Origin of the sequence: Pumilibacter intestinalis, from assembly GCF_943193005.1 — a bacterium.
Taxonomy (GTDB): domain Bacteria; phylum Bacillota; class Clostridia; order Christensenellales; family Pumilibacteraceae; genus Pumilibacter; species Pumilibacter intestinalis.
Genome location: NZ_CALPCH010000012.1, coordinates 1 through 25,189 on the forward strand (window position 1 = coordinate 1; position 25,189 = coordinate 25,189).

General features: G+C 48.6%; 29 protein-coding genes. 27 read left to right on the plus strand and 2 right to left on the minus strand.

The window, feature by feature from the left end:
- Positions 1 to 142 precede the first annotated feature (142 nt).
- The 5 genes from NFR55_RS06810 to NFR55_RS06830 all read left to right on the plus strand — a co-directional run bounded on the left by NFR55_RS06810 (position 143) and on the right by NFR55_RS06830 (position 6,370).
- Complete coding sequence (locus NFR55_RS06810; RefSeq protein ID WP_251547586.1) at positions 143 to 3,178, plus strand: type I restriction endonuclease subunit R; 3,036 nt, start codon at positions 143 to 145, stop codon at positions 3,176 to 3,178.
- A 15-nt stretch (positions 3,179 to 3,193) separates the two neighbouring features.
- Complete coding sequence (locus tag NFR55_RS06815) at positions 3,194 to 3,706, plus strand: hypothetical protein (protein WP_251547587.1); 513 nt, start codon at positions 3,194 to 3,196, stop codon at positions 3,704 to 3,706.
- A gap of 28 nt (positions 3,707 to 3,734) precedes the next feature.
- The gene (locus NFR55_RS06820) at positions 3,735 to 4,727 is read left to right on the plus strand and encodes a hypothetical protein (protein ID WP_251547589.1); all 993 of its coding nucleotides are present in this window, start codon (positions 3,735 to 3,737) and stop codon (positions 4,725 to 4,727) included.
- 13 nt (positions 4,728 to 4,740) lie between these two features.
- Positions 4,741 to 5,433, plus strand: coding sequence for a hypothetical protein (locus tag NFR55_RS06825; protein ID WP_251547591.1), 693 nt, complete (start codon positions 4,741 to 4,743; stop codon positions 5,431 to 5,433).
- A gap of 130 nt (positions 5,434 to 5,563) precedes the next feature.
- Positions 5,564 to 6,370 (plus strand): DUF3592 domain-containing protein, encoded by an 807-nt coding sequence (locus NFR55_RS06830; RefSeq protein WP_251547593.1) that lies wholly within the window; start codon positions 5,564 to 5,566, stop codon positions 6,368 to 6,370.
- Positions 6,371 to 6,501: 131 nt separating this feature from the next.
- On the opposite strand, the gene NFR55_RS06835 is transcribed toward NFR55_RS06830, so the two are convergent.
- Both NFR55_RS06835 and NFR55_RS06840 read right to left on the minus strand, forming a co-directional pair.
- Positions 6,502 to 6,726, minus strand: a complete 225-nt coding sequence (locus NFR55_RS06835; protein ID WP_251547595.1) for a hypothetical protein — start codon at positions 6,724 to 6,726, stop codon at positions 6,502 to 6,504.
- A 13-nt stretch (positions 6,727 to 6,739) separates the two neighbouring features.
- The gene (locus NFR55_RS06840) at positions 6,740 to 7,450 is read right to left on the minus strand and encodes a hypothetical protein (protein WP_251547597.1); all 711 of its coding nucleotides are present in this window, start codon (positions 7,448 to 7,450) and stop codon (positions 6,740 to 6,742) included.
- 128 nt (positions 7,451 to 7,578) lie between these two features.
- Between NFR55_RS06840 and NFR55_RS06845 the strand changes: the two genes are divergently transcribed.
- The 22 genes from NFR55_RS06845 (at position 7,579) to NFR55_RS06950 (ending at position 25,142) form a co-directional block, all read left to right on the plus strand.
- Positions 7,579 to 7,818: a helix-turn-helix domain-containing protein gene (locus NFR55_RS06845; protein WP_251547599.1), complete on the plus strand. Its 240-nt coding sequence runs from the start codon at positions 7,579 to 7,581 to the stop codon at positions 7,816 to 7,818.
- Between the two features lie 159 nt (positions 7,819 to 7,977).
- The gene (lexA, locus tag NFR55_RS06850) at positions 7,978 to 8,577 is read left to right on the plus strand and encodes a transcriptional repressor LexA (RefSeq protein WP_251547601.1); all 600 of its coding nucleotides are present in this window, start codon (positions 7,978 to 7,980) and stop codon (positions 8,575 to 8,577) included.
- A gap of 42 nt (positions 8,578 to 8,619) precedes the next feature.
- A complete protein-coding gene (locus NFR55_RS06855; RefSeq protein ID WP_251547767.1) occupies positions 8,620 to 9,861 on the plus strand; it encodes a Y-family DNA polymerase in 1,242 nt (413 codons plus the stop codon).
- Positions 9,848 to 10,165, plus strand: a complete 318-nt coding sequence (locus NFR55_RS06860) for a YolD-like family protein (RefSeq protein ID WP_251547603.1) — start codon at positions 9,848 to 9,850, stop codon at positions 10,163 to 10,165. Before NFR55_RS06855 ends, NFR55_RS06860 begins: the two co-directional genes overlap by 14 nt.
- Positions 10,166 to 10,176: 11 nt before the next feature.
- Positions 10,177 to 10,365, plus strand: coding sequence for a phage terminase large subunit family protein (locus tag NFR55_RS06865; RefSeq protein WP_251547605.1), 189 nt, complete (start codon positions 10,177 to 10,179; stop codon positions 10,363 to 10,365).
- An 846-nt stretch (positions 10,366 to 11,211) separates the two neighbouring features.
- On the plus strand, positions 11,212 to 11,541 hold the full coding sequence (locus tag NFR55_RS06870) for a helix-turn-helix transcriptional regulator (RefSeq protein ID WP_251547607.1): 330 nt from the start codon (positions 11,212 to 11,214) through the stop codon (positions 11,539 to 11,541).
- A complete protein-coding gene (locus tag NFR55_RS06875; protein ID WP_251547608.1) occupies positions 11,541 to 11,768 on the plus strand; it encodes a hypothetical protein in 228 nt (75 codons plus the stop codon). Before NFR55_RS06870 ends, NFR55_RS06875 begins: the two co-directional genes overlap by 1 nt.
- The gene (locus NFR55_RS06880) at positions 11,749 to 13,380 is read left to right on the plus strand and encodes a DEAD/DEAH box helicase (protein WP_251547609.1); all 1,632 of its coding nucleotides are present in this window, start codon (positions 11,749 to 11,751) and stop codon (positions 13,378 to 13,380) included. The genes NFR55_RS06875 and NFR55_RS06880 overlap by 20 nt, the downstream gene beginning before the upstream one ends.
- A complete protein-coding gene (locus tag NFR55_RS06885) occupies positions 13,367 to 14,389 on the plus strand; it encodes a gp33 family protein (protein WP_251547610.1) in 1,023 nt (340 codons plus the stop codon). Before NFR55_RS06880 ends, NFR55_RS06885 begins: the two co-directional genes overlap by 14 nt.
- Before the next feature lie 19 nt (positions 14,390 to 14,408).
- Positions 14,409 to 15,110: a hypothetical protein gene (locus NFR55_RS06890; protein WP_251547612.1), complete on the plus strand. Its 702-nt coding sequence runs from the start codon at positions 14,409 to 14,411 to the stop codon at positions 15,108 to 15,110.
- Positions 15,100 to 15,468, plus strand: a complete 369-nt coding sequence (locus NFR55_RS06895; protein ID WP_251547614.1) for a DUF7768 domain-containing protein — start codon at positions 15,100 to 15,102, stop codon at positions 15,466 to 15,468. The genes NFR55_RS06890 and NFR55_RS06895 overlap by 11 nt, the downstream gene beginning before the upstream one ends.
- A 1-nt stretch (position 15,469) precedes the next feature.
- Entirely contained in the window at positions 15,470 to 17,434 is a 1,965-nt protein-coding gene (locus NFR55_RS06900) for an AAA family ATPase (protein WP_251547616.1), read from the plus strand.
- A 158-nt stretch (positions 17,435 to 17,592) separates the two neighbouring features.
- Complete coding sequence (locus tag NFR55_RS06905) at positions 17,593 to 17,880, plus strand: VRR-NUC domain-containing protein (protein ID WP_251547618.1); 288 nt, start codon at positions 17,593 to 17,595, stop codon at positions 17,878 to 17,880.
- 3 nt (positions 17,881 to 17,883) lie between these two features.
- Positions 17,884 to 18,603 (plus strand): hypothetical protein, encoded by a 720-nt coding sequence (locus NFR55_RS06910; protein ID WP_251547620.1) that lies wholly within the window; start codon positions 17,884 to 17,886, stop codon positions 18,601 to 18,603.
- 82 nt (positions 18,604 to 18,685) lie between these two features.
- Positions 18,686 to 19,051: an HNH endonuclease gene (locus NFR55_RS06915; protein ID WP_251547622.1), complete on the plus strand. Its 366-nt coding sequence runs from the start codon at positions 18,686 to 18,688 to the stop codon at positions 19,049 to 19,051.
- 105 nt (positions 19,052 to 19,156) lie between these two features.
- Positions 19,157 to 19,489, plus strand: coding sequence for a hypothetical protein (locus NFR55_RS06920; RefSeq protein WP_251547624.1), 333 nt, complete (start codon positions 19,157 to 19,159; stop codon positions 19,487 to 19,489).
- 205 nt (positions 19,490 to 19,694) lie between these two features.
- Positions 19,695 to 20,192 (plus strand): P27 family phage terminase small subunit, encoded by a 498-nt coding sequence (locus NFR55_RS06925; protein WP_251547626.1) that lies wholly within the window; start codon positions 19,695 to 19,697, stop codon positions 20,190 to 20,192.
- Complete coding sequence (dcm, locus tag NFR55_RS06930; protein ID WP_251547635.1) at positions 20,192 to 22,063, plus strand: DNA (cytosine-5-)-methyltransferase; 1,872 nt, start codon at positions 20,192 to 20,194, stop codon at positions 22,061 to 22,063. The genes NFR55_RS06925 and dcm overlap by 1 nt, the downstream gene beginning before the upstream one ends.
- Entirely contained in the window at positions 22,060 to 22,767 is a 708-nt protein-coding gene (locus NFR55_RS06935; protein ID WP_251547637.1) for a DNA-methyltransferase, read from the plus strand. The genes dcm and NFR55_RS06935 overlap by 4 nt, the downstream gene beginning before the upstream one ends.
- Positions 22,755 to 23,504, plus strand: a complete 750-nt coding sequence (locus NFR55_RS06940) for an adenine nucleotide alpha hydrolase family protein (protein WP_251547639.1) — start codon at positions 22,755 to 22,757, stop codon at positions 23,502 to 23,504. Before NFR55_RS06935 ends, NFR55_RS06940 begins: the two co-directional genes overlap by 13 nt.
- Complete coding sequence (gene metK / locus NFR55_RS06945) at positions 23,501 to 24,619, plus strand: methionine adenosyltransferase (RefSeq protein ID WP_251547641.1); 1,119 nt, start codon at positions 23,501 to 23,503, stop codon at positions 24,617 to 24,619. Before NFR55_RS06940 ends, metK begins: the two co-directional genes overlap by 4 nt.
- Positions 24,600 to 25,142, plus strand: coding sequence for a sigma-70 family RNA polymerase sigma factor (locus tag NFR55_RS06950; RefSeq protein ID WP_251547643.1), 543 nt, complete (start codon positions 24,600 to 24,602; stop codon positions 25,140 to 25,142). The genes metK and NFR55_RS06950 overlap by 20 nt, the downstream gene beginning before the upstream one ends.
- The last annotated feature ends 47 nt before the right edge of the window (positions 25,143 to 25,189 follow it).

Here is a 25,189-nt window from a genome sequence, read left to right on the forward strand (position 1 = left end):
TTTACCCAAACTTATGAGTGGCGAAATTGATGTTTCCGACGTAGACATTTAAGCCGCTAAATTATCATTTATCGCATAGAAAACCTAAACGATTGAGTTTTATGCGAGAATATGCTATAATCATAGACGGAGGAACAACAATATGCCGTTCACCGAAGAAAATTATGAAAACTCCGTGATCGAGTTATTCAAAGACATGGGCTATACGCATTTGTATGGTCCCGATGTCGAGCGCGATTATTACAAGCCGCTGTACGAGAGCGAACTCGAACGATCTTTGCGGCGAATCAATCCGAAACTGCCCGACGCGGCGATAGCGGACGCGCTGTATAAGCTCCATAATTTCGAAAATGCCGACCTTCCGCAAAAGAACTCGGTATTTATGAAGTACCTGCAAAACGGCGTGGAAGTAAGCTACTTACATAACGGCGAACAAACCTCGGACATAGTGTACCTGATCGATTACCAAACCCGCGATAACAATTCGTTTATCGTAGCCAACCAATGGACATACATAGAAAACAGCAATAAACGTCCAGATGTTATTCTTTTTATCAACGGCTTGCCGCTCGTGCTCATCGAGCTGAAATCGCCGTCACGCGAAAACACCGACGTGTCGGAAGCGTACCGTCAACTGCGCAATTATATGATAGAGATACCCACGATGTTCGTGTACAACGCGATATGCGTGATGAGTGACCATCTTACGAGCAAAGCGGGAACAATCACGTCGGGCGAAGACCGCTTTATGGAGTGGAAAACCAAGGACGGCAGTTACGAAAATACGCAGTTCGCACAGTTCGATACCTTCTTCGAGGGAATGTTCGAGAAAGACCGATTGCTCGATATACTCAAAAACTTTATATGCTTTTCAAACGAAGGCGTAAAGACATACAAAATACTCGCGGGATACCACCAATACTTTGCCGTGCGCAAGGCGATAGAATCGGCAAAGAAGGCAACGCAGACCGACGGCAAAGGCGGCGTGTTTTGGCATACGCAGGGGAGCGGCAAATCGCTCTCGATGGTATTCTTCGCGCATTTATTGCAAGAGGCGCTGGACAGCCCGACCATTGTCGTATTGACCGACCGCAATGATTTGGATAATCAATTATATGGACAATTCAGCAAGTGCGAAGAGTTCTTGCGGCAAAAGCCTGTGCAAGCGGAGAGCCGCGTACACCTAAAAGAATTGCTTGATAAACGTAAGGCGAACGGCATCATTTTTACGACGATGCAAAAGTTCGAGGAGTCGTTCGATTGCCTTTCCGACCGCCGCAATATCATCGTTATGGCGGACGAGGCGCATCGCGGTCAATACGGACTCGACGAAAAGGTGGACGCCGAAACGGGCAAGATAAAAGTCGGTACGGCGCGAATTATCCGCAACAGCTTGCCGAACGCGACATACGTCGGATTCACGGGTACGCCCATATCGGCGAAAGACCGCAGCACACGCGAGGTGTTCGGCAACTACATAGACGTGTATGATATGACGCAGGCGGTAGAGGATGGAGCCACGCGCCCGGTCTACTACGAGAGCCGCGTCATTAAACTCAAACTCGACGAAACCACACTCAAACTTATAGACACCGAATACGACATAATGGCGAATAACGCCGATCCCGCCGTCGTGCAAAAGAGCAAGCACGAACTCGGACAAATGGAAGCGGTGCTCGGAAATCCGCAAACGATAGACTCGCTTGTTACCGATATACTCGACCACTACGAAAACAACCGCGAACATCTGCTTACGGGCAAGGCAATGATTGTTGCATACTCGCGCTCGATAGCAATGCAAATCTATAAGCGCATACTCGAATTGCGCCCGACGTGGAAAGACAAAGTGGCGGTGGTTATGACGTCGGGCAACGACGATCCCGAAGAGTGGCGCGAGATCATAGGCAATAAGAGCCGCAAAGACGAACTCGCCACTCTATTCAAAGACAACGACAGTCCGCTCAAAATCGCCATCGTCGTGGATATGTGGCTGACGGGATTCGACGTGCCGTCGCTCGCCACGATGTATGTGTACAAGCCGATGAGCGGCTATAACCTTATGCAGGCGATAGCGCGAGTCAATCGCGTGTTCGGGGATAAGGAAGGCGGACTTGTCGTGGACTATGTGGGCATTGCATCCGCGCTCAAACAGGCGATGAACGACTACACCGTGCGCGACAAAAAGAACTACGGCGATACCGACGTCGGCAAGGTGGCGTTCCCGAAATTCATCGAGAAACTGTCGGTGTGCCGCGATCTGTTCTACGGTTACGACTATTCCGCATTTTCGACCGGGCGCGACCTCGACCGCGCAAAGACGATAAGCGGCGCGGTCAACTTTATCATTGCTCGGGGCAAAGAAGACGATAAGGAAACCTTTATAAAAGAGGCTCTTATGCTGCACCAAGCCTTGTCGCTGTGCTCCTCGATGGTGGAAGAAGTCTTGCGCTTGGAGGCGGCGTTCTTTGAATCGGTGCGTGTGCTTGTGCTTCGGTTGATGAACGCGGGCGGCGGCAAAGTCATATCGCTGCGCGAGATGAATGCGCGAATAAACGAACTGTTAAAGCAAAGCATAAAGAGCGACGGCGTTATAAACTTATTCTCGGACATCAACGAAGAGTTCTCGCTGTTCGATCCGAAGTTCCTCGCCGAAGTTGCCAAGATGAAAGAAAAGAACTTGGCGGTCGAATTACTTAAACGACTCATCGCCGACCAAGTGGCAGTGTATAGGCGCACCAACGTGGTCAAATCCGATAAGTTCAGCGAGATAATGCAAGAGGCGATGAATCGGTACTTAAACGGAATGCTGACCAACGAACAGGTCATCGAGGAACTCTTGAACATCGCCCGGCAAATCGCCGATGCAAAGAAAGAGGGCGAGGCAATGGGACTTACTGCCGACGAGTTGGCGTTCTACGATGCGCTCGTTAAGCCGCAAGCCATAAAGGACTTTTACGAAAACGAAGAACTCATCGCCATAACCAAGGAACTCGCCGACACGCTCCGCCGAAATAAAACGGTCGATTGGCAAAAGCGCGACAGCGCGAGAGCCAAGATGCGTATGCTCATAAAGAAACTGCTCAAAAAGCATAAGTACCCGCCTGAAGGGATGGACGACGCGGTGCAAACCGTTATGACCCAGTGCGAACTGTGGACGGATAATCAAACCGATTTATAAAACGGAGGAATAAAAATGAAGAAAGTTATATCTCTTTTTGCTACGCTTATAATCACTATTATGGGACTAAGTTTCGTTGGGTGTTCAAATGATAATACGCCGACAGATACTAAAATCGAATATGATTTGGTTAAACTCACAGTAGACAATTACTCCGATTATATCGCAATTAATACTGACTACAGCGATTATAATCTTATTGCGCTAAGCGAATCGCTTTTATCAGGGCAATATTTTTATACGGCTTCTCTCATAGTGCATATTTCAACGGCAAGTGCTAAACCCGACTTGAAATTCTCCAATGTAAAAATATCGTATTCTGTGGGGACCGTATCCAGTACATGGGAATTAGGTAATGGAATATTAATGCCGACAGCGAGATTGGATTATCAGGGGAATTCTAAGTGCTCTTTTACGGCAATAGCAGAAAATAAAATGATAGGCGTTTTATCTCCTACAATTTTTTCATCGACAAAAAACATCGTGAATACCATCGATGGATTTGTCTATGTTCCCAAAGAGTCCTGAATATTTTATAGGGAGAAGTCTGTTGTATATGAAAAAAGAAAAAGTTTTAGCCGCGCTTATAGCAATATTTTCGATAATGAGCGTGGCAGTATTGATAATGAGTATAGTCGGCTTAAATACAGACAACGATGTGATTATGCTCGTTGGTTTAGTCGCTTTTTTCGTGTTCCTTATTCCAGATGCAGTAGTCATCGTAAAGTACGCAAATATTAAAGGACAGCAAAAAGAGCAAGCGCGAAACGAATATTTCAAAGAGAAGGGAATCGAGCCCGAAATTATCATAGGCACAAAAGAGTATTTCTTTTTTATCGATAAGGAAAAGGGTGTTTTCGGAACGGATACCAACGGCGAACTTTATAATGTGGCGGACATAGTATCCTATCGCAGGCTTTTTTCGACAATAGAAGGCACGACAAAGTATGATAAAATGTCCGTTCGGATTTTTATGAATGGGCAAGAAAAAGCATTGGTTATAGGGCCGAGCTATGTTCGTGCGGATTATGGCTCGTATGAGTATAATCTAAAATTGGCGAACGTGGACAAGATAATAAATGTTCTTGATGAGGTAACGAATACACAATTAAACGATTACCTAAAAGCCAACGACCTATCTCCGACAGAACAATTCATATACGACGGATATGTTTTTGGCTACGATGTCTCAAAGAGAATATTTTATACCCGAAGTGAATATGGATCGTTGGAAAAGCATTCGTTTGACGAGTTAGTGAATTATGACATTGTGCGTGACCATACGACAGTGACTAAACTCGATATTGGCGATGCGATAATAGGGGCATTGATATCGGGATCAATCGGTGCTGCAATATGGGGAAAGTCGAGTGCCGAGTATTGCAGTGAACTGTCTATCCACATAGTATTAGACGGCGACGATATCGATTTTATTTTGGCGCAGCGAGAGAGATTGCCGTTAAATTCTAACGAAGTGCAGGCAAAAGAACGGTTTATTGGAAATGTTGTAAAAGCACTTAAAACCGTTGAAACTCGGCAAACCAAATAGTTGGAGATACACTATGGAACAAAACGAAGAAATAAAACAGGATACTCAATATTTGTTTTATCGAGTAGCCGAGGACAGCACTCGGTGGGATAGAATGACCGGGGTCGAACTAAAGAAAAGGATAAAAACCCTTTTAGCGGACGACAAATCGTTTGAGAAAATGGTGGATGTCATTAGTTGCTTGCGATTAGCGCAAGTATTCTACCTGCGCACCAAAAACAAAAAAGAATGCGCCATTCCGTTCATTGTTACACCGCAAGGGGAAATGCTATTGCTTTTCACGGCTAAATCGCAAATCAAAAATGAACAATACAAACAATATACGGTCGAATCGACTACATATCCCGCGCTTATCAAGAGCCTTACCGCCGCCATTAACAACGTTATAATAAATCCCGATACCCAATTCTTACCGTTGTCGGTCGAGGCTGTTAATAGCATGATAGAGATGATGGATACGGTCGAGGATGATTTGGATAGTTCTATGAAAGAAGGATTCGACAAAGAAAGTCTTTCGCCACTTATGTTCGAAAGATTTTTTGGAAGGCGTGTTGAGTGTAAGACCTCAAACGAAACCTATATCGGCGACGCTTTTCGATATGATGTCGTGGACGGCAAGGCGTATTTGGAAGTAGACCGAGAAAATGTATCGAACGTCAAAATATTCTACGATGACGTTTTATCGATAAAGGACATAACCGAATAGAGAAGCTATTCTCTAAAATAAACAGTAATTTAACATGGAGAACGAGAAATATGGAATATGTTAAACTTACACTTGAAAATTTGCAAGTACAGCATACTTGTTACACTATCTCAAATAGACAGGTAGTATTATGAGCGAACACAAATACCCTCGTATCGAAGCGGCAACGGCGAACGAAGATCTCAAAAAAAAGGACGATAAAAAGACGTCGATTATTTTTCTCTCGATAGCGCTTGCTCTCTTTCTTGCGTGCGTCGGCTTTTTGGTGTGGAATATAGTCAGAATGCGCAAAGTCGATACCGACTATGTAAAAGTTCTGGGCAAAGTGGTCGACGTGGAAACAATGGGCACCTCGTCGTCGGCATCCAGCGGGCGCTCGTATTTTTTGGTGATTTCTTATACGTTCGACGGGCAGGAATACAAGTTTATCGACCGAGAGGGCTATAAGTGGCATGATGAAGCGTATGACTGTGTCGGGAAATACGCGGATATACTCGTCGATCCGCAAAACCCCGCCCATGCGGAAAGGCCGACATCTTCGGGCTTTATTTCAACCTTTTGCGCTTGCTGCTTCGCCTTTTTCTGCATTATATATGCGGCGGGAATGAACATCTTCTTGGCGCGCAAGGGAAGTTCTTTTACAAAGAGATTTCTTTTTATATGGGGAGCGGAAATTTTGCTCGGCGTAACGATTGTGCTATTGTTTTGGACGGGAATGCCCCATGCCAGATTCGGAGAAGTTTTTGCTCGCAACAGCGGGGCGATAGGCGTAACGGTCGTATGCGGATTGCCTCTTTTGGCGACTTTGGTAGACGGCATCATCACGCTTAAACTGCGCCCTTACAAATCGAATCACCGCGTATATCGTATCTCGAAGCGCACCTTAAAGCGCGAAATCGCAGATAGAGTACGGGACCATGAAAACCGCCGAAGTTGATCGGCAACACTTGAATAATTGTCAAAAGAGCTATAAAATTCAATTTATCACTCTAAATAATAATAGCCCACTATTTCGCACTTGCGGATATAGTGGGCTATTTTTTTGAACGGTATAAACTGTAAGGCTTATTATTTCTTTTTTAGCTCTCTCGGCAATATATCATCGCACGGTACTCCGTTGCGTTCTTCTAAAATGTCTTGATGTCCCTTTTTGCATGATTTCTTTTTGCTGTCGTAATGTTGGTAAAGACCGCTTCCGATATGTTCCCGCACCAGCCGTTGCCAAGTTCGGGCTTTGCCTTCCGGGTCAAAATCTTCGGTAAGTTTGTTGATTTTTCTTTTAAAACTGCTCATTGGCATTCCTCCGCTAAAGATTGTTTCTTTTATTCAAATTGAAATCTTCCATAAGACCAGACTCAAAAACGTCGGGGCATATAAAATCCTTTGAGTCGTGATCGAACTGCACCGTAAAATATTTGCCGTCTATTTTTTTAATCACTCCCAAACCGAATGCTTTGTGACTTACCGCATCGCCGACGCGGATAGAAATTTTTGGCGGCGGCGGTGTTATAGGCTCGGCGGCTGTCTTATTGCTCGGAGGAGGGGAGCGATACGATAAATTTTGAGTAACGGATTTATATCCTTTATTCTCAATATGGTCGGCAACTAAAACATAGATAAATAGATACGCCAACGGTGTACATAGAACTGAAAGACCGATTGCTCCCCAAATATTCTTGGCGGTGCTGTCAACCTCGATTTTTTTCGTATAGGTAACCGAGATTGTGCCGCTCGATCTGCCGCCGCAACGACTGCAAGCGGTATAGCCTTTGCTTGTGGCTTCGTGCTTTCCCATAGCGTGTTGAGATTTTGCCAAGTAAGAGCAGCCCGCGCTGTGATAGCGGTCTCCGTAGGTAGTCACATAAACGCGCGGCTCGGTCGCCGTGACGGTTTCGGTTTTATAGGACGGGGTGCTATTGGCGTTTATTATGAAATACCATAAGAACGCCATCGGTATGCAAATAAGGATGACGATTATGGTGTGTTTTATAAACTTTTGCTTGTCGGCTTTATCCATTAAACACCTCATAATTATTATACCGTAAAAGAGCGAAATGTCCAACTAATCAGCGGTGGCTGATTATAGAAATTTGAAAAAGATTTATAATATTAATAAGCCGTGACTGATTAAGGAGGGCGATAAAAATGACATTCAACGAAGCCCTCGCTACGAGGATAAACGAATTGCTGAAAGAAAAGGATATGACGCAATATCGTTTGGCGATGAATAGCGGAGTCGTTGCGCAAAGCATAGACAACATACGACGTCAGCGAAATAAGACGAACGCCGTAAATATCGTGTTTCAAATTGCGCAGGGATTCGGAATGACGCTGAAGGAGTTTTTCGACAGTCCGCTGTTTGACATCGAGAATATAACCGATTGATTGACCGCAAATTAAGCGGTCTTTTTTAATTTCGGATAAAAAATATTTATGACTGTAACGAAACTAACACATCCGAGCATTGACAAATAGAAAATAAAGTAGTATACTATGCCTATCCGTTCCAAAGTGGTGCGGATAGAATACGGCGGAGGTTTTTCGATGCGCACGAAGAACGAAGCATTAATGCAGGAAATAGTGGAGGAAGTTGACGAGTTCTATTCTTTGAGGGGTAGAACGCCGACGACACGCGAACTCGCGGATATGTTGGGGATAAGTCATACAACGGTCATACGGTATTTGCAAGATATGGACGCTCGTAAAATGCTCGATTATGACAACGGCAAGATTGTGACCGAGAAGATAAGCAAGTCGCAGGACGGAACGGTAAGCGTTCCGCTTGTGGGCAGCATATCTTGCGGACAGCCGCTATTGTCGGAAGAGAGCGTGGAGAGTTACATACGCATTCCGACGGAGTGGCTCGGATCGGGCGAATATTTTTTATTGCGAGCAAACGGCAATTCGATGGTGGACGCAGGGATTGACGATGAAGACATCGTTATAATCCGCAAGACCAGCGAAGCCGAGGACGGAGATATCGTGGTCGCGCTCGTGGATAACGAAAACACACTCAAACGGCTATACCGCGACGAGAAAAAACGTAAGATCGTATTGCATCCCGAAAATCCCGACTACGATGATATTGTCGTTGACTACTGCGAGATACAAGGAGTAGCGGTTAAAGTATTAAAAGACCTGTGAGGAGATATGTCAATCAAACAGCAGACATACTATTGCATCGATATGAAGACTTTTTACGCTTCGGTCGAATGCGCGGAGCGAGGGTTGAATCCTTTTGAAACCAACCTTGTCGTTGCCGATGTATCGCGTGGATCGAACGCACTGTGTCTTGCTGTGTCTCCGAAACTGAAAGCGCAAGGCGTTCGCAATCGATGTAGACTTTCCGAAATTCCGCGAGGAATCAAGTACATCATTGCGCCGCCGCAAATGCAATTATACATTGACTATGCCGCCGACATTTACGACATATATCTCGATTACATTTCGCCAGACGATATTCACGTTTACTCAATCGACGAGTCATTCATCGACGCGACTCCGTATTTGAACGTGTATAACACGGACGCTGTGAGTTTTGCGAAATTTCTCGTGCAAGAGATCGCGCGGCGAAAGCATATCCCGGCAACGGCAGGCATCGGTACAAATCTCTATCTTGCCAAAATTGCGTTAGACATTACCGCCAAGAAAAACAAATCGCATATCGGCTATCTCGATGAAAAGACATACTGCGATACGTTATGGCGGCATAAGCCTATAAACGATTTTTGGCAAGTGGCAGACGGCACGGCAAACCGACTCGCAAGGTACGCCATCTACGATATGTACGGAGTGGCGCACGGTCCGATTGACTTATTGTACAAAGAATTCGGCGTCAATGCCGAATTACTCATCGACCATGCTTGGGGACGAGAGTCGTGTACCATAGCCGACATCAAAGCGTATAAAAGCAAATCGCATTCCGTGTCATTCTCGCAAATACTCCCCAGAGATTACTCGTTCGACGAAGCGCGAATCGTGATGACCGAGATGGTGCAGCACGGCGCATACGAACTAATGAAAAGGCACGTCGTATCGAGCAGAGTAGGAATCTATGTAGGATATTCCAAAAGCGAAATACCGTCGATACACGCGGCTGCGCGATTGGGATTGGTCACGGCATTGAATTCCAAGTTCGCTCCGCTCGTCAAAGATTTGTACGACAAAAATGCAAGTCGGACCGTTCCTATACGGCGGCTCGGAATCGACTTTGAAGACGTGGTGGACGAGTCATACGAGAGTTACGACTTATTCACGGATATCAACGAAGTGGAGCGAGAAAAAAGTAGAGAGCGAACGGTGCTTGCGCTGAAAGAAAAGTTCGGGAAGAACTCCATACTCGTCGGAACGAACTACTTGGATTGTGCAACGCAGCGCGAGCGGAATACGTTTATAGGAGGGCATAGAGCAGGCAATGACACAAAGTGAACGAGCAAAACAATTTATGCCTTTCGATGCGATGAAAGGACTCAAAGAAGCGTTACGCGAGAGAGAGGAAAGGCACTTGCGCGAAGAAAAGCGCGAGCTCTCGGAGGATGCGGCGGAAAGGCTGTCAGCACAAATCAATCGAGTAACGAAAGGTGCGGAGATAAAAGTACGATACTACAAGGCATACCACGAAATTGAATTGCAAGGCAAAGTGACGAATATCGATGTGGTGTACAGATACTTGGTTATTGGCGAAGAACGGATATATTTCGACGACCTATACAAATTGACGATACTAAATTAGGAGAGGGAAAAATGCGATACTATGATGTAAAATGTCCGCATTGCGGCACGATGAACAAACATTTATATCTCGAAGAAACGAACGGATGGATGATATGCCAGAATTGCGGCAAAGACTATAAGGCCGCGGACTTTGCGAAAGTCACGAAAATCCCGGTTTATACGGGAGAACAACTCGCCAGAATGGGCGCAAAATATTAGCGAATGCGACTTGCCCCGGTCGCTGACGATTTAATATTCGGATACGAAAGAGTCCATCTTCGGCGTCGGAATTCCCGACCGCGCCAATGAAGTAGCGATAAATCAAAACTTTTGTATCTTGGGAAAACGGAGGTTATGTTGCATGAATCCAATTACACAACAGCCCGAATTCCGATACTGTCGGAATTGCGGGCAAAAGATTGTCGGCTTTCGAAATGCGGAAGGCTTACTTAAGTTACAGTGTCCGCGATGTAAAGCGTGTTCGGTCAGTAAGGTAATAACACGCCGACACGAAGAAGTACAAGAATATGCACCGAAAGGGCAAGGGATAATTTAATAGCAGTATATCGACGGATGGTGTCGGTTGAGATAGTACCGTGTAAACCCATTCAGACCAATACTTAAATCGGATTGGTGATCCAAGAAAATTGAGAAGCCGCCGATAAACGGAAACCCATAGTGGGAGTACGCTTATCGGCGGCTTTTTCTTTTGCCAAAAATAAACCGCCGCAGTAAAGCGACGGTTTGGCTTCGGATGGACGCAGACCCTGTTCTATGACAGCACTCCATCATTCAAAGATACAGCAGATGCGATTTTCTGTATGTCGAAACCGAAAAGACACAGCGAAGATGAAACGGTAATGGGCGCGAAATCTTCGATTACCAGAATCAAACACTGTACTAATATTATACGTCAAAGGGAGCGGCTTGTCAAGCGTAAATCAAAAAAGCGCAACGCGGCTAAGCAATCTTAAATTTTTTGAAAAACTTTTTATAAGCGGACATTAGGTGTCCGCAATACCCGTTAGAATACGCTCATCAAGGGCAAAGGAGGTGGATAGAACAGTGCAAAGCGCTCTCGAACGCAGACAAGAAATACTCGAAGTTTTATGCGAACGCAGACACGAATCGGTCGAAAATCTTGCGACCGAGTTCGGCGTCAACGAACGCACGATTCGTCGAGATATCGAGTACATGACACTGTCCTATCCCATCTACACCGTGCCGGGGAAAGGAGGCGGAGTCTATGTAAGCGACGGGTATAGGTTAGGCAAAAAGTACCTAACGGACAAGCAGGCGGAATTGTTGGAAGACATAGCAAAAGGGCTCGAAGGAGAGCGGCTCGCAATTATGCAGTCAATCTTAAATACATTCAAAGAGCCGAGGAGAAGGTAATGAAAGTACATAGAAAATTATTCATTTCACTAATGAAAAAATCGAACGTCGGCTTTCGGTTTATAGCCAAGGAATTGGGTCTTACGGCTTATGAATTGGCGAGGATGTTGGCTGTGGGCGAGGAGTTCGACTACGCGCAAAGCGCAACGCTGATGGCAATGTTCGGAGCGGAAGAAATGCTCCCGGTCATCGATTGGGAGGGCATCAATGTACGCTGTCCAATCTAACGAAACCATCCGAATCTACGACTCATACCTATACCGCGAGAGCATAAAAGAGATAGACGGTAGACAGTATGATGCGGAAGATAAGTGTTGGGTCGTGCCGCTGTGTTGCGAAAATGTCGCCACGCTGTCGCTCATAGGTTGCGAACTCGATAAAACACTCGCTGCGATGCTTAAAAGCCGACGTGACGCATTTGTGGCGGTTTGTGCGCACGCCGCACCGAGAGTCAAAGCAAAGCTCTACGTTCATCAGCAAAATGCTTACGACTTTGCGCTCCAATCGTTCGAGAAAAGTAAAGGCGTTGCTTTGCTCGCGGATATGGGAACGGGCAAAACGATGATGACGATAGCGATAGCGGGTACGCTCGAAAAAGAGAAAGGCGTCAAGCGTATGCTCATCGTATGTCCGAAGTCGATTGTCGGCGTGTGGGAAGAGGAGTTTCGTAAGTTCGCCGACTACAAATACGCGCTCACTATACTCGACGGAGAGATGAAAAAGAAGCGGTCGGCGTTCGATTTTATGAACGGACAGGCACTCCAAATCATCGTCGTGAACTACGAAAGTTGTTGGCGGTTGGAGGCGGAAATAACCAAGTGGAAACCCGACCTCATTGTATGCGACGAGAGCAGTAAGATAAAGAATCCGAGCGCGTCGCAATCGAAAGCCTTGCACCGATTGGGGCGGCTCACCAAGTACAATATGATACTTACGGGAACACCGATAACAGGCAGTCCGCTCGACATTTTCTCGCAGTACAAGTTTTTGGATGACAGCATACTCGGCACGAGTTTCTATCTATTCCGTAACCGCTACGCCATACTCGGCGGATACCAAAACCGTATGATTATAGGCTATCGGCATATGGCGGAACTTGTGACAAAGGTGCATAGCGTGGCGTTCCGAATCAAGATAGAGGATGCGGTGGACTTGCCACCGTTCATCGACGAAACGCGCATCGTGCCGTTGGAGCCGCAAGCGCAATCTATTTATAAGCGCATCGAAAAAGACTGCTATGCCGAGCTCGACAACGGCGAAGTAACGGCAAGGAATGTGCTGACGCAGCTCTTGCGCCTGTCCCAATGTTCGGGCGGATTTATCCGCGACGATATAAAAGGCGAAGCCGAGCAGGTCAGCAGTGCAAAACTCGAAGCGCTCGAAGACATCATCGATGCCTGCTTGGACGAAGGGCGAAAGGTCGTGGTATTCGCAAGGTTCGTACCCGAAATCGAGGGCATAGAGGAAATGCTCCACGAAAAGAAAATTCCGTACTCGCTCATATACGGCGCAACGAAAGATCGCGCGGAGCAGGTCAGTCGATTCCAAGAAGACCAATCGGTCAAAGTCTTCGTCGGGCAACTGCAAACCACGGGAATGGGGCTCACGCTGACCGCCGCCAATGTCGCTGTTTTTTATTCGCTCGATTTTTCGTATGCGAACTACGAGCAGAGCCGAGCACGGATACACCGCATCGGGCAGACGGAAAAGTGTCTGTACATCCACCTTGTCGGCAAGGGAACGGTGGATGAAAAAATACTCCACGCATTAAAGCACAAAGGCGATATAGCCAATCTTATGGTGGATAATTGGAGGCAAATGCTAAATGGGCAAGATTAACGATTTGACGGGAATGCAGTTCGGGCGGCTGACAGCGGTGGAGAAGTTGCCGCCGCACGGAAAGAACACGGCTGTGATGTGGTTATGCAACTGCGAATGCGGCGGTACGGCAATCGTGCGCGGTACGGACTTAACGCGCGGACATACGCTGTCGTGCGGATGCTATAAACAAATGCGAAAGACTTTGCCGAACAGCGAACTGCGCTTGCACCGCATCTGGCAGAATATGAAACAGCGGTGTGCCAATCCGAAGAACAAGGACTATCGCTACTACGGCGGACGCGGAATAACCGTGTGCGACGAGTGGGCGGAGTTCGAGCCATTCTTTTATTGGGCGATGTCGAACGGATATAAGGACGGACTGACCATCGAGCGCAAGGATAACGACGGCAACTATTGTCCGTCCAACTGTGAGTGGATAACCGCCGCCCGGCAACATCGCAATACGGGCAAAACGAAGAAGTACACATTGTACGGCAAAGAATTCACGCTTGCCGAACTGTGCCGCATTTACGGACAGCCGCGCAGCACGGTAGCCGAACGACTGAAAAAAGGAATTCCCATTGACGACGCTATAAAAAAAGGAGGTAGGAATAAATTGAATAACAAACTGTTGGAACTCTCGGACACGCTGAAATTGCTGAAAGAGAGAAAGAGCGAACTCGATGCCGAGGCGAAAAAGATCGAGGAAGAAATCGACGGAGTTACGACCGAAATGATCGGTATAATGACGACCGAAGAATTGACCTCGTTCAAGCGCGACGGTACGACGTTCTCGCTCGTGGTGCAAGAGTATCCGTCCGCCGAGCCCGACCGCAAACCCGAACTGTGGGATGCGATGCGCTCGAACGGATACGACGACCTTTTCAGCATAAACAGCAAGACGTTGTCGGCAACGGTCAAAGAACTTATGACCGAAAACGGCGGAGCCTTGCCCGAATGGTTGGAAGGACTCATCAAGATAGCGGAAAAGAACAGTATCCGCATGACCAAGTCTAAAAAATATTAATTTGGAGGATAGAAAGACAATGGCAAACGAAATCGTGAAAAGCGAAGGCAACAGCGCGGTAGCGCAGTACACGGGCGGCGTGGATCTCGGCAGCATTCTCGCCGAAGAACTCGACGGACTCAATCTGTCGTTCGACCGCATCAAAATTCCGTCGGGCGGCGGCTTGGCGTTCGAAGTGCCGGGCGACGATCCCGACTCGCCCGACACCGTCAAGGAGTTCAAGGCGGTTATACTGCATCACCATCCCATCAACTGCTACTACAAAGAGGAGTACACGGGAGGCAACAATCCGCCCGACTGCGGCAGTATGGACGGTCATATCGGTATCGACGGAGAAACGGGCGAGGTCAAGTCGTGCGCCGACTGTCCGTTCAATAAGTTCGGCAGCGGCAAGAACGGCGCGAAGGCTTGCAAGCAGAAACGCCGCATCTATCTCTTGCGCGAGGGCGAGCAACTTCCCATCATTCTGTCGTTGCCCACGGGCAGCCTCAGCGAATTCAGCAAGTATGTGATGCGCCTTCTTTCCAAGGGCAAAAAGACCAACAGCGTGGTCACGAAGTTCACGCTCAAGAAAGTGCAGAACAGCGGCGGCATCAACTACTCGCAGGCGGTGTTCGGGGTGGACAGGGAGTTGACGAGCGAAGAACTTGCGGCAATCACGCCGATGAGCGAACAAGTCAAGGCGATGGCGAATAAGGTCACGGCGCTCGATGAAGAGTAAAGATGAAAAGGTACGGGCGGTGGGAAGACCGCCGCCCAAGTCTTTGATTTATATCTGCTCGCCGCTCAAAGGTGACGTAAAGCGTAACATAGAAAAAGCGAATTATTATGCGCGGTACGCTTACAGTCAAGGGTGCATACCGCTTGCACCGCATACCATCTTTACGCAATTTCTCGACGATAATAACCCGAAAGAGCGAAATGATGGAATGGCAATGGGGCTCGCACTTTTGGAGCATTGCGCCGAACTGTGGGTATTCGGTACGAACATAACAAAAGGTATGCGCAAGGAAATCGACTATGCGCGTAAACAAAAAATCGAGATACGGTGGATAGTCTTGCAGGAAACGGAGAAATAGGATGACGGACATATTCGAAAAAGTAAAAACGCAAGTGCATATCGCGGACGCGGTAGCACAGTTCGGAGTACAGCTCAACAGCAAAGACAAAGGGCTGTGTCCGTTTCATAACGAAAAAACGCCGTCCTTCTCCGTGGATCGCAAAACCAACATCTTCACTTGCTTTGGGTGCGGCGCGACGGGCGATGTCATAGCGTTCGTGTCGAAACTGAAAAACATCGAGCCGCTCGAAGCGGCGAAACTGCTCGCGGAGATGTTTCATATCGACATAGGCGAAACGACGAAACCGAGCAAACCCGACATCAAGGCGTACCTCAAAAAGTGCATCGCCGATGTGTCGCAAACGGATTATTTCGCACGACGCGGTTTGACCGTCGAAACCGTCAAGAAATATTGCTTGGGGTATGACGCATACCGCAAGGCGGCGGTCATTCCGTACTCGTCGAAACTTACATACTATCAAACGCGGAGCGTGATTGACAAGAAATTCTTCAAGCCGAAGACCGAGGATGCGGGAGTAGAGCCGCTGTTCAACGGGGATATGCTCTACAAGGGAAAAACGCCAATCGCAGTGGTCGAGTCTCCGATTTGCGCACTCTCCATAATGCAGTGCGGCTTCCCGGCAATCGCGCTGTGCGGCGTGGGAAACATCAATAAACTCGCCCACGCAGTAAAGAGCAAAAAGCCGACGGCAACGCTCATCCTTGCGCTCGACAACGACGACGCAGGGAAAAAGGCAAGCGGCGATCTCGCCGCAATGTTACTCGAACTCAACGTGCAGTATGATGTTTACAATATTGCCGGGGAGTGCAAAGACCCGAACGAACTACTGCTCAAAAACAAATCGCAACTCGAACGCAATCTCAAAGCGGCAAAGACCGCCGCCAAGAAAAAGTACGCCACGGCGAAAGACAGCTTCACCGCATCGGAATTACAAGATGAAGAAGTCGCGCCGCCGACGTGGATCGTGGACGGTATGCTCCCGACAGGACTCGCACTGTTGTGTGCGCCGTCGAAACTCGGCAAGTCGTGGATGATGTTGCAACTGTGTATGGCAGTAGCCGAGGGCAACGAATTCTTGGGATACGCCACAAAGAAATGCGAGTGTCTGTATTATGCGCTCGAAGACAGCAAGGCGCGGCTTAAAGACCGTATGCAAAAAATGCTCAAAGGCAAACGCGCACCGAGCGGCGTACATTTCGCACTCGACGCCGACCCGATCGACAATGGCTTTATGGAGCGCGTGGTCGATGAGATAAAGACATACCCGAACATCAAACTCGTTATAATCGACACGTTGCAAAAGGTGCGTGGCAAGCCGTCGAGCAAAGAGTCGATGTATTCCATAGACTACCGCGAAATGGGCGAGCTCAAACGGTTTGCCGACAAAAACCATATCACAATGCTTTTCGTCCATCACTTGCGGAAGATGGCTGACGAGTCCGACGTCTACAATATGATAAGCGGCAGTACCGCGCTGATGGGTGCGGCGGACACCGTGTTCGTCATATCCAAGAAAAAGCGTACCGATGACGATGCGACAATGAGTATGACCGGGCGAGATATAGAGCAATCGTCCATTGTCGTGCAGTTCAATAAATACGATTATCTATGGGAAGTACGCGGCACGGCGGAAGAAGTCGAAGCAAAGAAAGAACGCCAAGAGTACGAGAACAGTCCCATTGTCATCACGATAAAAGAACTCATCAAACGGAATCCTATGGGCGGATGGAAAGGATCGGCGGCGGAATTGATGAAAGCGGTGTACGATGTTACAGGCAAACAACTTGCCGAGTCCGCGACGGGAGTAGGTAAACTCATCAGTAAATACGAATACCGCTTGCATTGCGACGACATTGAGCATACCGTGACACGGAGCGCAACGCGAACGCACACGTTCAAGCGAATCGTAAGGAATATGCCGTATGGCTATCAACGGACGATATACGACGGAGAGAACGACTGAAAAAGCGTCGCTTATAAAGAAGTATGTGTCGTAAGCGTCGCAAGTGTCGAAGAAAAAAACAGATAAATCCACAAGAGTGAGTTAGTGTCGGTGTGTTTAAGTGTCATATCTCGACACATACGACACTTGTGACACTTGGTTTTGTAAATGAGGTAAAAATGAAAGAAAGCGATTTGATACGCAAAATATCCGAATACTTAAAGACCGTGCCGAGCCTCTTTTTTTGGAAAGAGCACGGCGGCATGTACGGCACGGCGGGAATACCCGACATAGTGGTGTGCTATCGCGGGCGGTTTATAGCGTTCGAGTGTAAAGTCGGGAAGAACAAACCGACCGTACTGCAAGCGCAAACGATACGGCAAATAATAGCCGCAGGCGGATACGCGATTGTGGTGCGGTCTGTGGATGAAGTACGGCAAACGATAAAGGCATTCGAAAAGGAGTAAGTAATGGCGGCGGAAATAATAATCAATAAAGTAGTCGTAACGGACGAGGCGAAGTTCGATTACGAGTGTTTATTCAATCGCCCGATACCGAAAGCGGATATAAAGCGGGAAACCGAGGAATACATAGACGGTCGGCAGGGTCGGATAAACGGTTTTTATTTCCGCACGAAATACTTGGACGAAACCGCCGACGAAATGCTGATGCTGTTCTTTTACAAGGGCAAACGCTTCGGAAAAATGCAACTGTGGGAACTGTCGGGTGTGTGCCGAGCGGACGAATGGACGCGAGAGGCGGAAGACGACGGACAAATACGGAATTGGCTGAATACATCACTCGACAGTAAAGAAAGTACCGATTGGGTGTGGGATTTGCGTATAAGGGAAGCCGAGCAAAAGCGGCTGCTCGAAGAAGAATACGGCAAAGAAGGAGATGACATTATGGCGGCGATAAAAGAGCTGTTGAAAAACTATAAACTCAATAAAGCAAAGGCGGCGGTCGGCGGCACGGTGGAATCCAAGCGGCTTAAAGAGGATATGGACTTTTTGGACGTATGTATTGCCGCACTCGACGACGAAGCGAGAGAGATCATCAGCGGCTTATACATAAACGGTCAGTCGATGAGTAAACTCGGAAATCGCCTCGGCTATTGCAAAGCAGCCATTTACAAAAAGAGAAATCGAGCCGTGGAAATGCTCGAAATCCTATTTGCCGCTCGTGTTTGAAAAGAGTAGACGAAAGTAAACGAAAGTAAACGGAAAAGGCGGTAAACGCCCGTATAATGGAATTGACGGAGGGAAAAACCGAATGCCGAGAAAACCGAAACGACCGTGCAGCTATCCCGGTTGTCCGCGACTCGTGGAAGGGCAATACTGTGAAGAACACAAACGCCTGACGGATAAGCAGTACAACAGATACGGGCGAGATGACTTTACGAAGAATTTTTACAAAACGCCCGAATGGAGAGCGGCACGAAAACGGCAACTGAACAGCCAACCGTTTTGCGAGGAATGTCTGAAAGCGGGCAAGCGCACGAAAGCGACTATGGTCGACCACATTGTGCCGATAAAGCAAGGCGGAGATAAATTCGCGCCGAGCAACTTGCAAAGCCTGTGTTTTAGTTGCCACAGTCGAAAGTCGGTGGAAGAAGGCAGTCGCTTCGGGAAAAAATAAAGTTTGAAAAAGTTTGCGGTTTGGCAAGCGTTTCGCTGGGCTCTTTTGGAAAAAGACGGTATGATGTGTCTACAACTATAAAGGCATAAGCCGAAAGGAGTAGACATGAGCGAAGAAAAAAATAAAGCCGCCGAAAAATATACGTTCGAGTCGGTAACAAAAGAAACGACCGCCGCCGATGTAACCATATACGCGAACGGAATGGTGCGCTTCGGTAAGCGGGCGATTGAAAAGTATGACATACGCAACACCGACCTATTATGGGGAACGGATAACGAAAGCGGAATGCTTGCGCTCCGAAAGGTGCGGAGCGGTAGGTGTTTGCGCAGCAAGAATAAGGATACGACGAGTTGTCCGTTACGGCTTGCGCAAGAGCGCGCGGGCAAGTACGCGCTTGCGGTCGATGGCGAGGTGCTCGTGCTGATACCCATAGGCTGACACGCGCGAGGGGCAGGGGGAGTCAAATCTCTACGGAAACAACACCAAAGAGCGGGGCCGCAACTTCGCGCGAATTTTCGCAAAATCAAAAATCAAACGGGAAAATCAAAAAATCAAATGTTTAACTACGTTAAAGGACGGCAACAGCCGCCCTTTTGATTTTGCCCGAAAAATCAAAATAATCAAAAATCAAAACGGAGGGATTATGGCAAGCGGTGGACGAAGACCGGGCGCAGGCAGACCTAAAAAAGCCGCCGCCCAAAAGATACTCGAAGGCAATCCCGGCAGGCGCGAAATCGAAGTCGTGACATTCAACGCCGAGGGTGTGGAACTGCCGAGCGAGCCGCCTTCTTATTTATCGGCAAAGGCGAAAGAGATATACCGCACGGTGTATGCGTGGCTCAAAGGCATAGGGTGTACGACAGGCATACTGCCATACAACCTCGAAGAGTATGCCTTTTGCAAAGCGCGGTGGTTAGAGTGCGAGGAGATGAACACCAAGCACGGCTTACTCGTCAAAGACCCGACAAACGGAAAGGCAATGCCGTCTCCGTTCGTGGCAATGGCACAGCAATACTTAAAACAGACAAACGACGTGTGGAGCAAAATCTATCTCGTTGTGCGCGAAAGCAAACTGTCGAAGTGGGACGATAAAAATCCGAACGACGACATAATGGAGAAATTGTTGGGAGGCGGAAACTGATGGAATATACGGAGCAAAATCCGTTGCGGCTTGTCGAACTGTTCGCAGGCATCGGCAGTCAAACGCAGGCTCTCAAAAACATAGGCGTACCGCATAAAGTGGTCGGTATATCCGAGATAGACAAGTACGCCATAAAGAGTTACGAGGCGATGCACGGCTCGGCAAACAATCTCGGCGATATACGCGAAATAAAATCGTTGCCGCCCGCCGACCTTTGGACATATTCGTTCCCTTGCCAAGACATTTCGGTGGCGGGACGCGGCGCAGGAATAAGAGAGGGGACGCGCAGCGGTTTACTGTTCGAGGTGGAGCGGTTACTTAATACCGCCGCCCAAGAGGGAACATTGCCCAAATACTTGCTCCTCGAAAACGTGAAAAACCTTGTAGGCAAACGCTTCAAAGCCGACTTTGATAAGTGGCTGTCGTTTCTCGCCGAACTCGGTTACAGCAACTATTGGAAAGTGCTGAATGCCAAGGACTACGGAATTCCGCAAAACCGTGAGCGTGTGTTTTGCGTGTCCATTCGCGGCGAGCACGAGCCTTTTTTCTTTCCGCAAAAGCGCGAACTCAAACTCCGATTGCGCGATATGTTGGACGCAGTTGTGGACGAGAGATACTACTTAAAAGAGAGTACGATTCGGAGCATACTGACATCGCACTTCAACTCGCGCCGAAACAGTGTAAAGCAAGAAGGCGACGTGGCGAATACGATACTCGCCCGTGATTGGAAAGGACCGCAGTGCGTAAAAGTCGGCGACGGTGTCGGCGAAAGATGGGAACGGATGCACGAAACAAGCCGTCGCGTGTTCGATCCGAACGGACTGTCTCCGACCGTGCATTGCGCAGGCGGCGGCAATACCGAACTGAAAATCGTGGTCGACAATGATGATGCAAGCGATGTGGAACGATTATACAAGCAGGCAGTTGAAACGGTTTTGGAAAATGATTGCGAGGTGGGCGATACCGTTGATGCATTCAACCGCAAGATAAACAAAAGCGGTCTATGTCCGACAATAACCACGCGGCCCGAAGGTTTCAAAACCGCAATACTGCCTATAGTAAAAGGCGATCCCGAAACGGTCGTTGTAGCGGGGCAATTTCAACCAGTGGATCGTGATTATAATGGCAAGGGGAAACAGCGCGAGGAGCATTTCGAGTGCCGTCATGACGAGATAAGCAACGCCGTACTCACGGGCGATAGAAAGAACTGCGTGTGTATCGCGGCTATGCGCGGACGCAATCCAGACAATCCGTCCGACCGAAAGGCGGGGCAACAATTAAAACAGCGGCTCGAACTCGGCGAAACCGATGTGAGCAATACGCTGACCTCGGTACAAAAAGACAACCTTGTAGTCGAGGGAGATTTTGTGGCGCGGAAATACGAAGAGTTCATCGAAGAAAAGGGCTACATACCCGAAATGTTCCAACCGTTCAATAAGCAAGAGTTGGATGACGTTGCACCGACGCTGACCGGGCGGTGTTCGGTATCTGGCGGAATGTCGGCGGTGCTGAAACTCGAAGAGCCGCTGAAAGTAAAGGTGGCGACCAAGCAAGGCTACGAGGAAGCCGAGCGCGGCGATTACGTCAACATTACCTATCCCGGCAGCAAGACCAAGCGCGGTCGGGTCGGCAAAGGCATAGCGCATACACTGACGTGCGGCGACGGAAACGCCGTTGTAACCGAAAACGTGCGCATCCGCAAGCTCACGCCGCGAGAGTGCTTGCGGCTTATGGGGTGGATAGACAAGCAGATAGACAAGATAGCCGCCGCCCGTGTCAGCTCGACACAGCAGTATAAGCAAGCGGGCAACGGAATAGTAGTGCAAGTCTTGGAGGCGATATTCAAGGCTTTATTTTTCGGCGAAGTATGAAGCTGTACAACGCCGACTGTTTCGATGTGCTGAACGAAGTGCCTGACGGCTCGGTAGATATGATACTTACCGACTTGCCATACGGTACGACGCGAAACAAATGGGATAATCCGTTACCGCTCGATAGGCTGTGGAAATGTTTTCTACGGATCATAAAAGCTAACGGCGCAATCGTGCTGTTCGCTCAAACGCCATTTGACAAGCTACTCGGCGCAAGCAATGAAAAACTCTTGCGTTACGAATGGATATGGGTAAAGCGGCAAGGGAGCGGACACCTTAACGCAAAGAAGATGCCGCTCAAACGCCACGAAAACATATTGGTGTTTTACAAGAAGCCGCCGAAGTACAATCCGCAAATGACAAAGGGCAAACCTTACTCGGCAAAGAGCGGCAGACCGAGCGCGAACTACGATAAGCAAAAAACGGTGTTCACGGTCAACGCAGGGGAGCGGTATCCGACAAGCGTGTTGGAGTTCAATTCGGAGAAAGGCTATCATCCGACGCAAAAACCCGTTGCGCTTTGCGAATACCTTATACGAACATACACGGACGAGGGCGAAACCGTCCTCGACTGCTGTATGGGTAGCGGTACGACAGGCGTGGCTTGCCGCCACACAAACCGAGAATTCATCGGTATAGAAAAAGACGCCGAAATATTCGAGATAGCCAAGAAACGAATCGAGGGGGAACAATGCAATACATAGCAAGTATCAGTTACGGCAAAGACAGCCTCGCAATGCTCGAAGTCATCCGCCGCCACGGTCTTCCGCTCGACCGAATAGTACACGTCGAGATATTGGCAACAAAGGGAATTCCTGCGGATCTTCCGCCGATGATGGAATTCAAGCGTAAAGCGGACGAGAGCATCAAAGAGAAGTACGGAATAACGGTCGAACATATTTCAGCACCGCGCACATACGAAGATTACTTTTACAGTGTGTGCAAAGGCGAAAAGAGCCGCAATCGCGGCAAGATATACGGATTCCCACTGCAAAAAGGGAATTGGTGTAACGCTCGGCTGAAGGTCGGCGTTCTCGACAAGCTCCAACGCAATGCTATAACGTATATCGGAATTGCGGCCGACGAGCCGAAACGCTTTCATAACTTAACCGACACAAAGCGCAGTCCGCTCGTGGAGTACGGATGGACAGAGGCGATGTGCCGAAAGTGGTGTGAAGACAACGACTTGCTGAGTCCGATTTATACGACCGCCGCCCGTGGAGGCTGTTGGTTTTGTCACAATCAAAGCGTGGCGCAGCTCCGACTGTTGCGCAAGAACTATCCCGAATATTGGGCGATATTGCTCAAATGGGACGCGGATAGTCCCGTTACTTTCAAGGCGAACGGACACACAGTCCGCGATTTCGATAAACGCTTTTCTATGGAAGAACAAGGGATTATACCCGAAAACACAAAATTCAAATGGAGAATGATACAATGACGAAACGCATCTATACCGCCGAGTCCGTTACGAGCGGACATCCCGACAAACTTGCCGACCTTATAGCCGACAGCATTCTCGACGAGTGCTTGGAGCAGGACGAAAACAGCCGCGTCGCTTGTGAAGTTATGCTTGCGCACAACAAGTGTTTTATAAGCGGCGAGATAACGACCGCCGCCCAAGTGGACTACGAGTACATAGCGCGTTCGGTAATAGCGCAAATCGGCTATAACCCGAAAGACATCGAAGTGGAAGTGCGCATCCACGAACAAAGCGCAGACATAGCCGCCGCCGTGGACGGAACGGAATTGGGCGCAGGCGATCAGGGCATCGTGTACGGTTATGCAACAAACGAAACCAAAAACTATATGCCGCTGCCCATAGAACTCGCGCACCGACTGACCGAACGGTTGGAGCAGTGCAGGCGCGAAGGCATTATCAAAGGATTGCAGCCCGACGGCAAAAGCCAAGTGTCCGTGCAGTATGCCGGGGATAAGTTCGACAAGACAACGTCGGTCATCGTATCGGCACAGCACACCGAAGGGAAAGACCTCGGAGTGCTGACCGCCGAGATACGGCACAATGTCATCGGCTATGTGTTCGCGGATTATGACTTGTCAGATGCGGAGATACTCATCAATCCGTCGGGACGGTTTGTGGTCGGGGGATTCGAAGCCGACACGGGATTGACCGGGCGCAAACTTATGGTAGACACATACGGCGGTATGGCGCACCACGGCGGCGGCGCGATGTGCGGCAAGGACGCAAGTAAGGTGGACCGCAGCGGCGCATACCTTGCACGGTACATTGCGAAGAACATTGTCGCGGCACGGCTTGCCGAGAAATGCGAAGTCACGCTGTCCTACGCGATAGGTGTGCCGCATCCGACCGCAATAGACATCAACACTTTCTATACGGGCGCAGTGAACGAAAAGTTCATAGCCGAGGCGGTGGCGAAGGTGTTTGACCTGTCGGTCGCAGGCACGATAAACAAACTCGACCTCCGTCGCCCGGTCTTCGGACAAACTGCTGTCGGAGGGCATTTCGGCAAAGACTATTTTGCTTGGGAGATAACGGATAAAACGGAGGCGCTCAATGACGCAGTTCGACCGTGACAAGCTCGTGACCGACAACCTGCGGCTTGTATATTATCTCTACGAAAAACTGACCAAGAATCCGCTGACCGAAAACTATAAGGACGACATCATTTCCGAGGGAATGGTCGGACTTGTCAAAGCGGCGAATACATTCGATGATGAGCGCGGCATTAAATTCGGCACATACGCCTCGCGGTGCATAACCAACGAAATGCTTATGTTTATTCGGCGGATGAATAAGCAACTCCCGCACGAAGTGTCTTTGTACGAGCCGATAGACAAAGATGCCAACGGACACGTCTTGTGCTATGCGGACATTCTATCGAATGAAGACAGCATTCCCGAAAGTTGCATTTATGCCGCCGCCGTGGATTCGTTTATGGCAAAGCAAAGCGAAACGGACCGTGAAATCATGGATGCGCTTCGGCAAGGTTATAAGCAAAAGGAAATAGCCGAGATCGTGGGTATAAGACAGCCGACTGTCTCGCGTAGGATACGAAAACTGCGGCTGAAATTCCGCAAAGAATTCTCCGAAAAATAGTTTCGGTTTTGTTGCGCTTTTTCGCTGGACTATTCGCGCCGAGCACG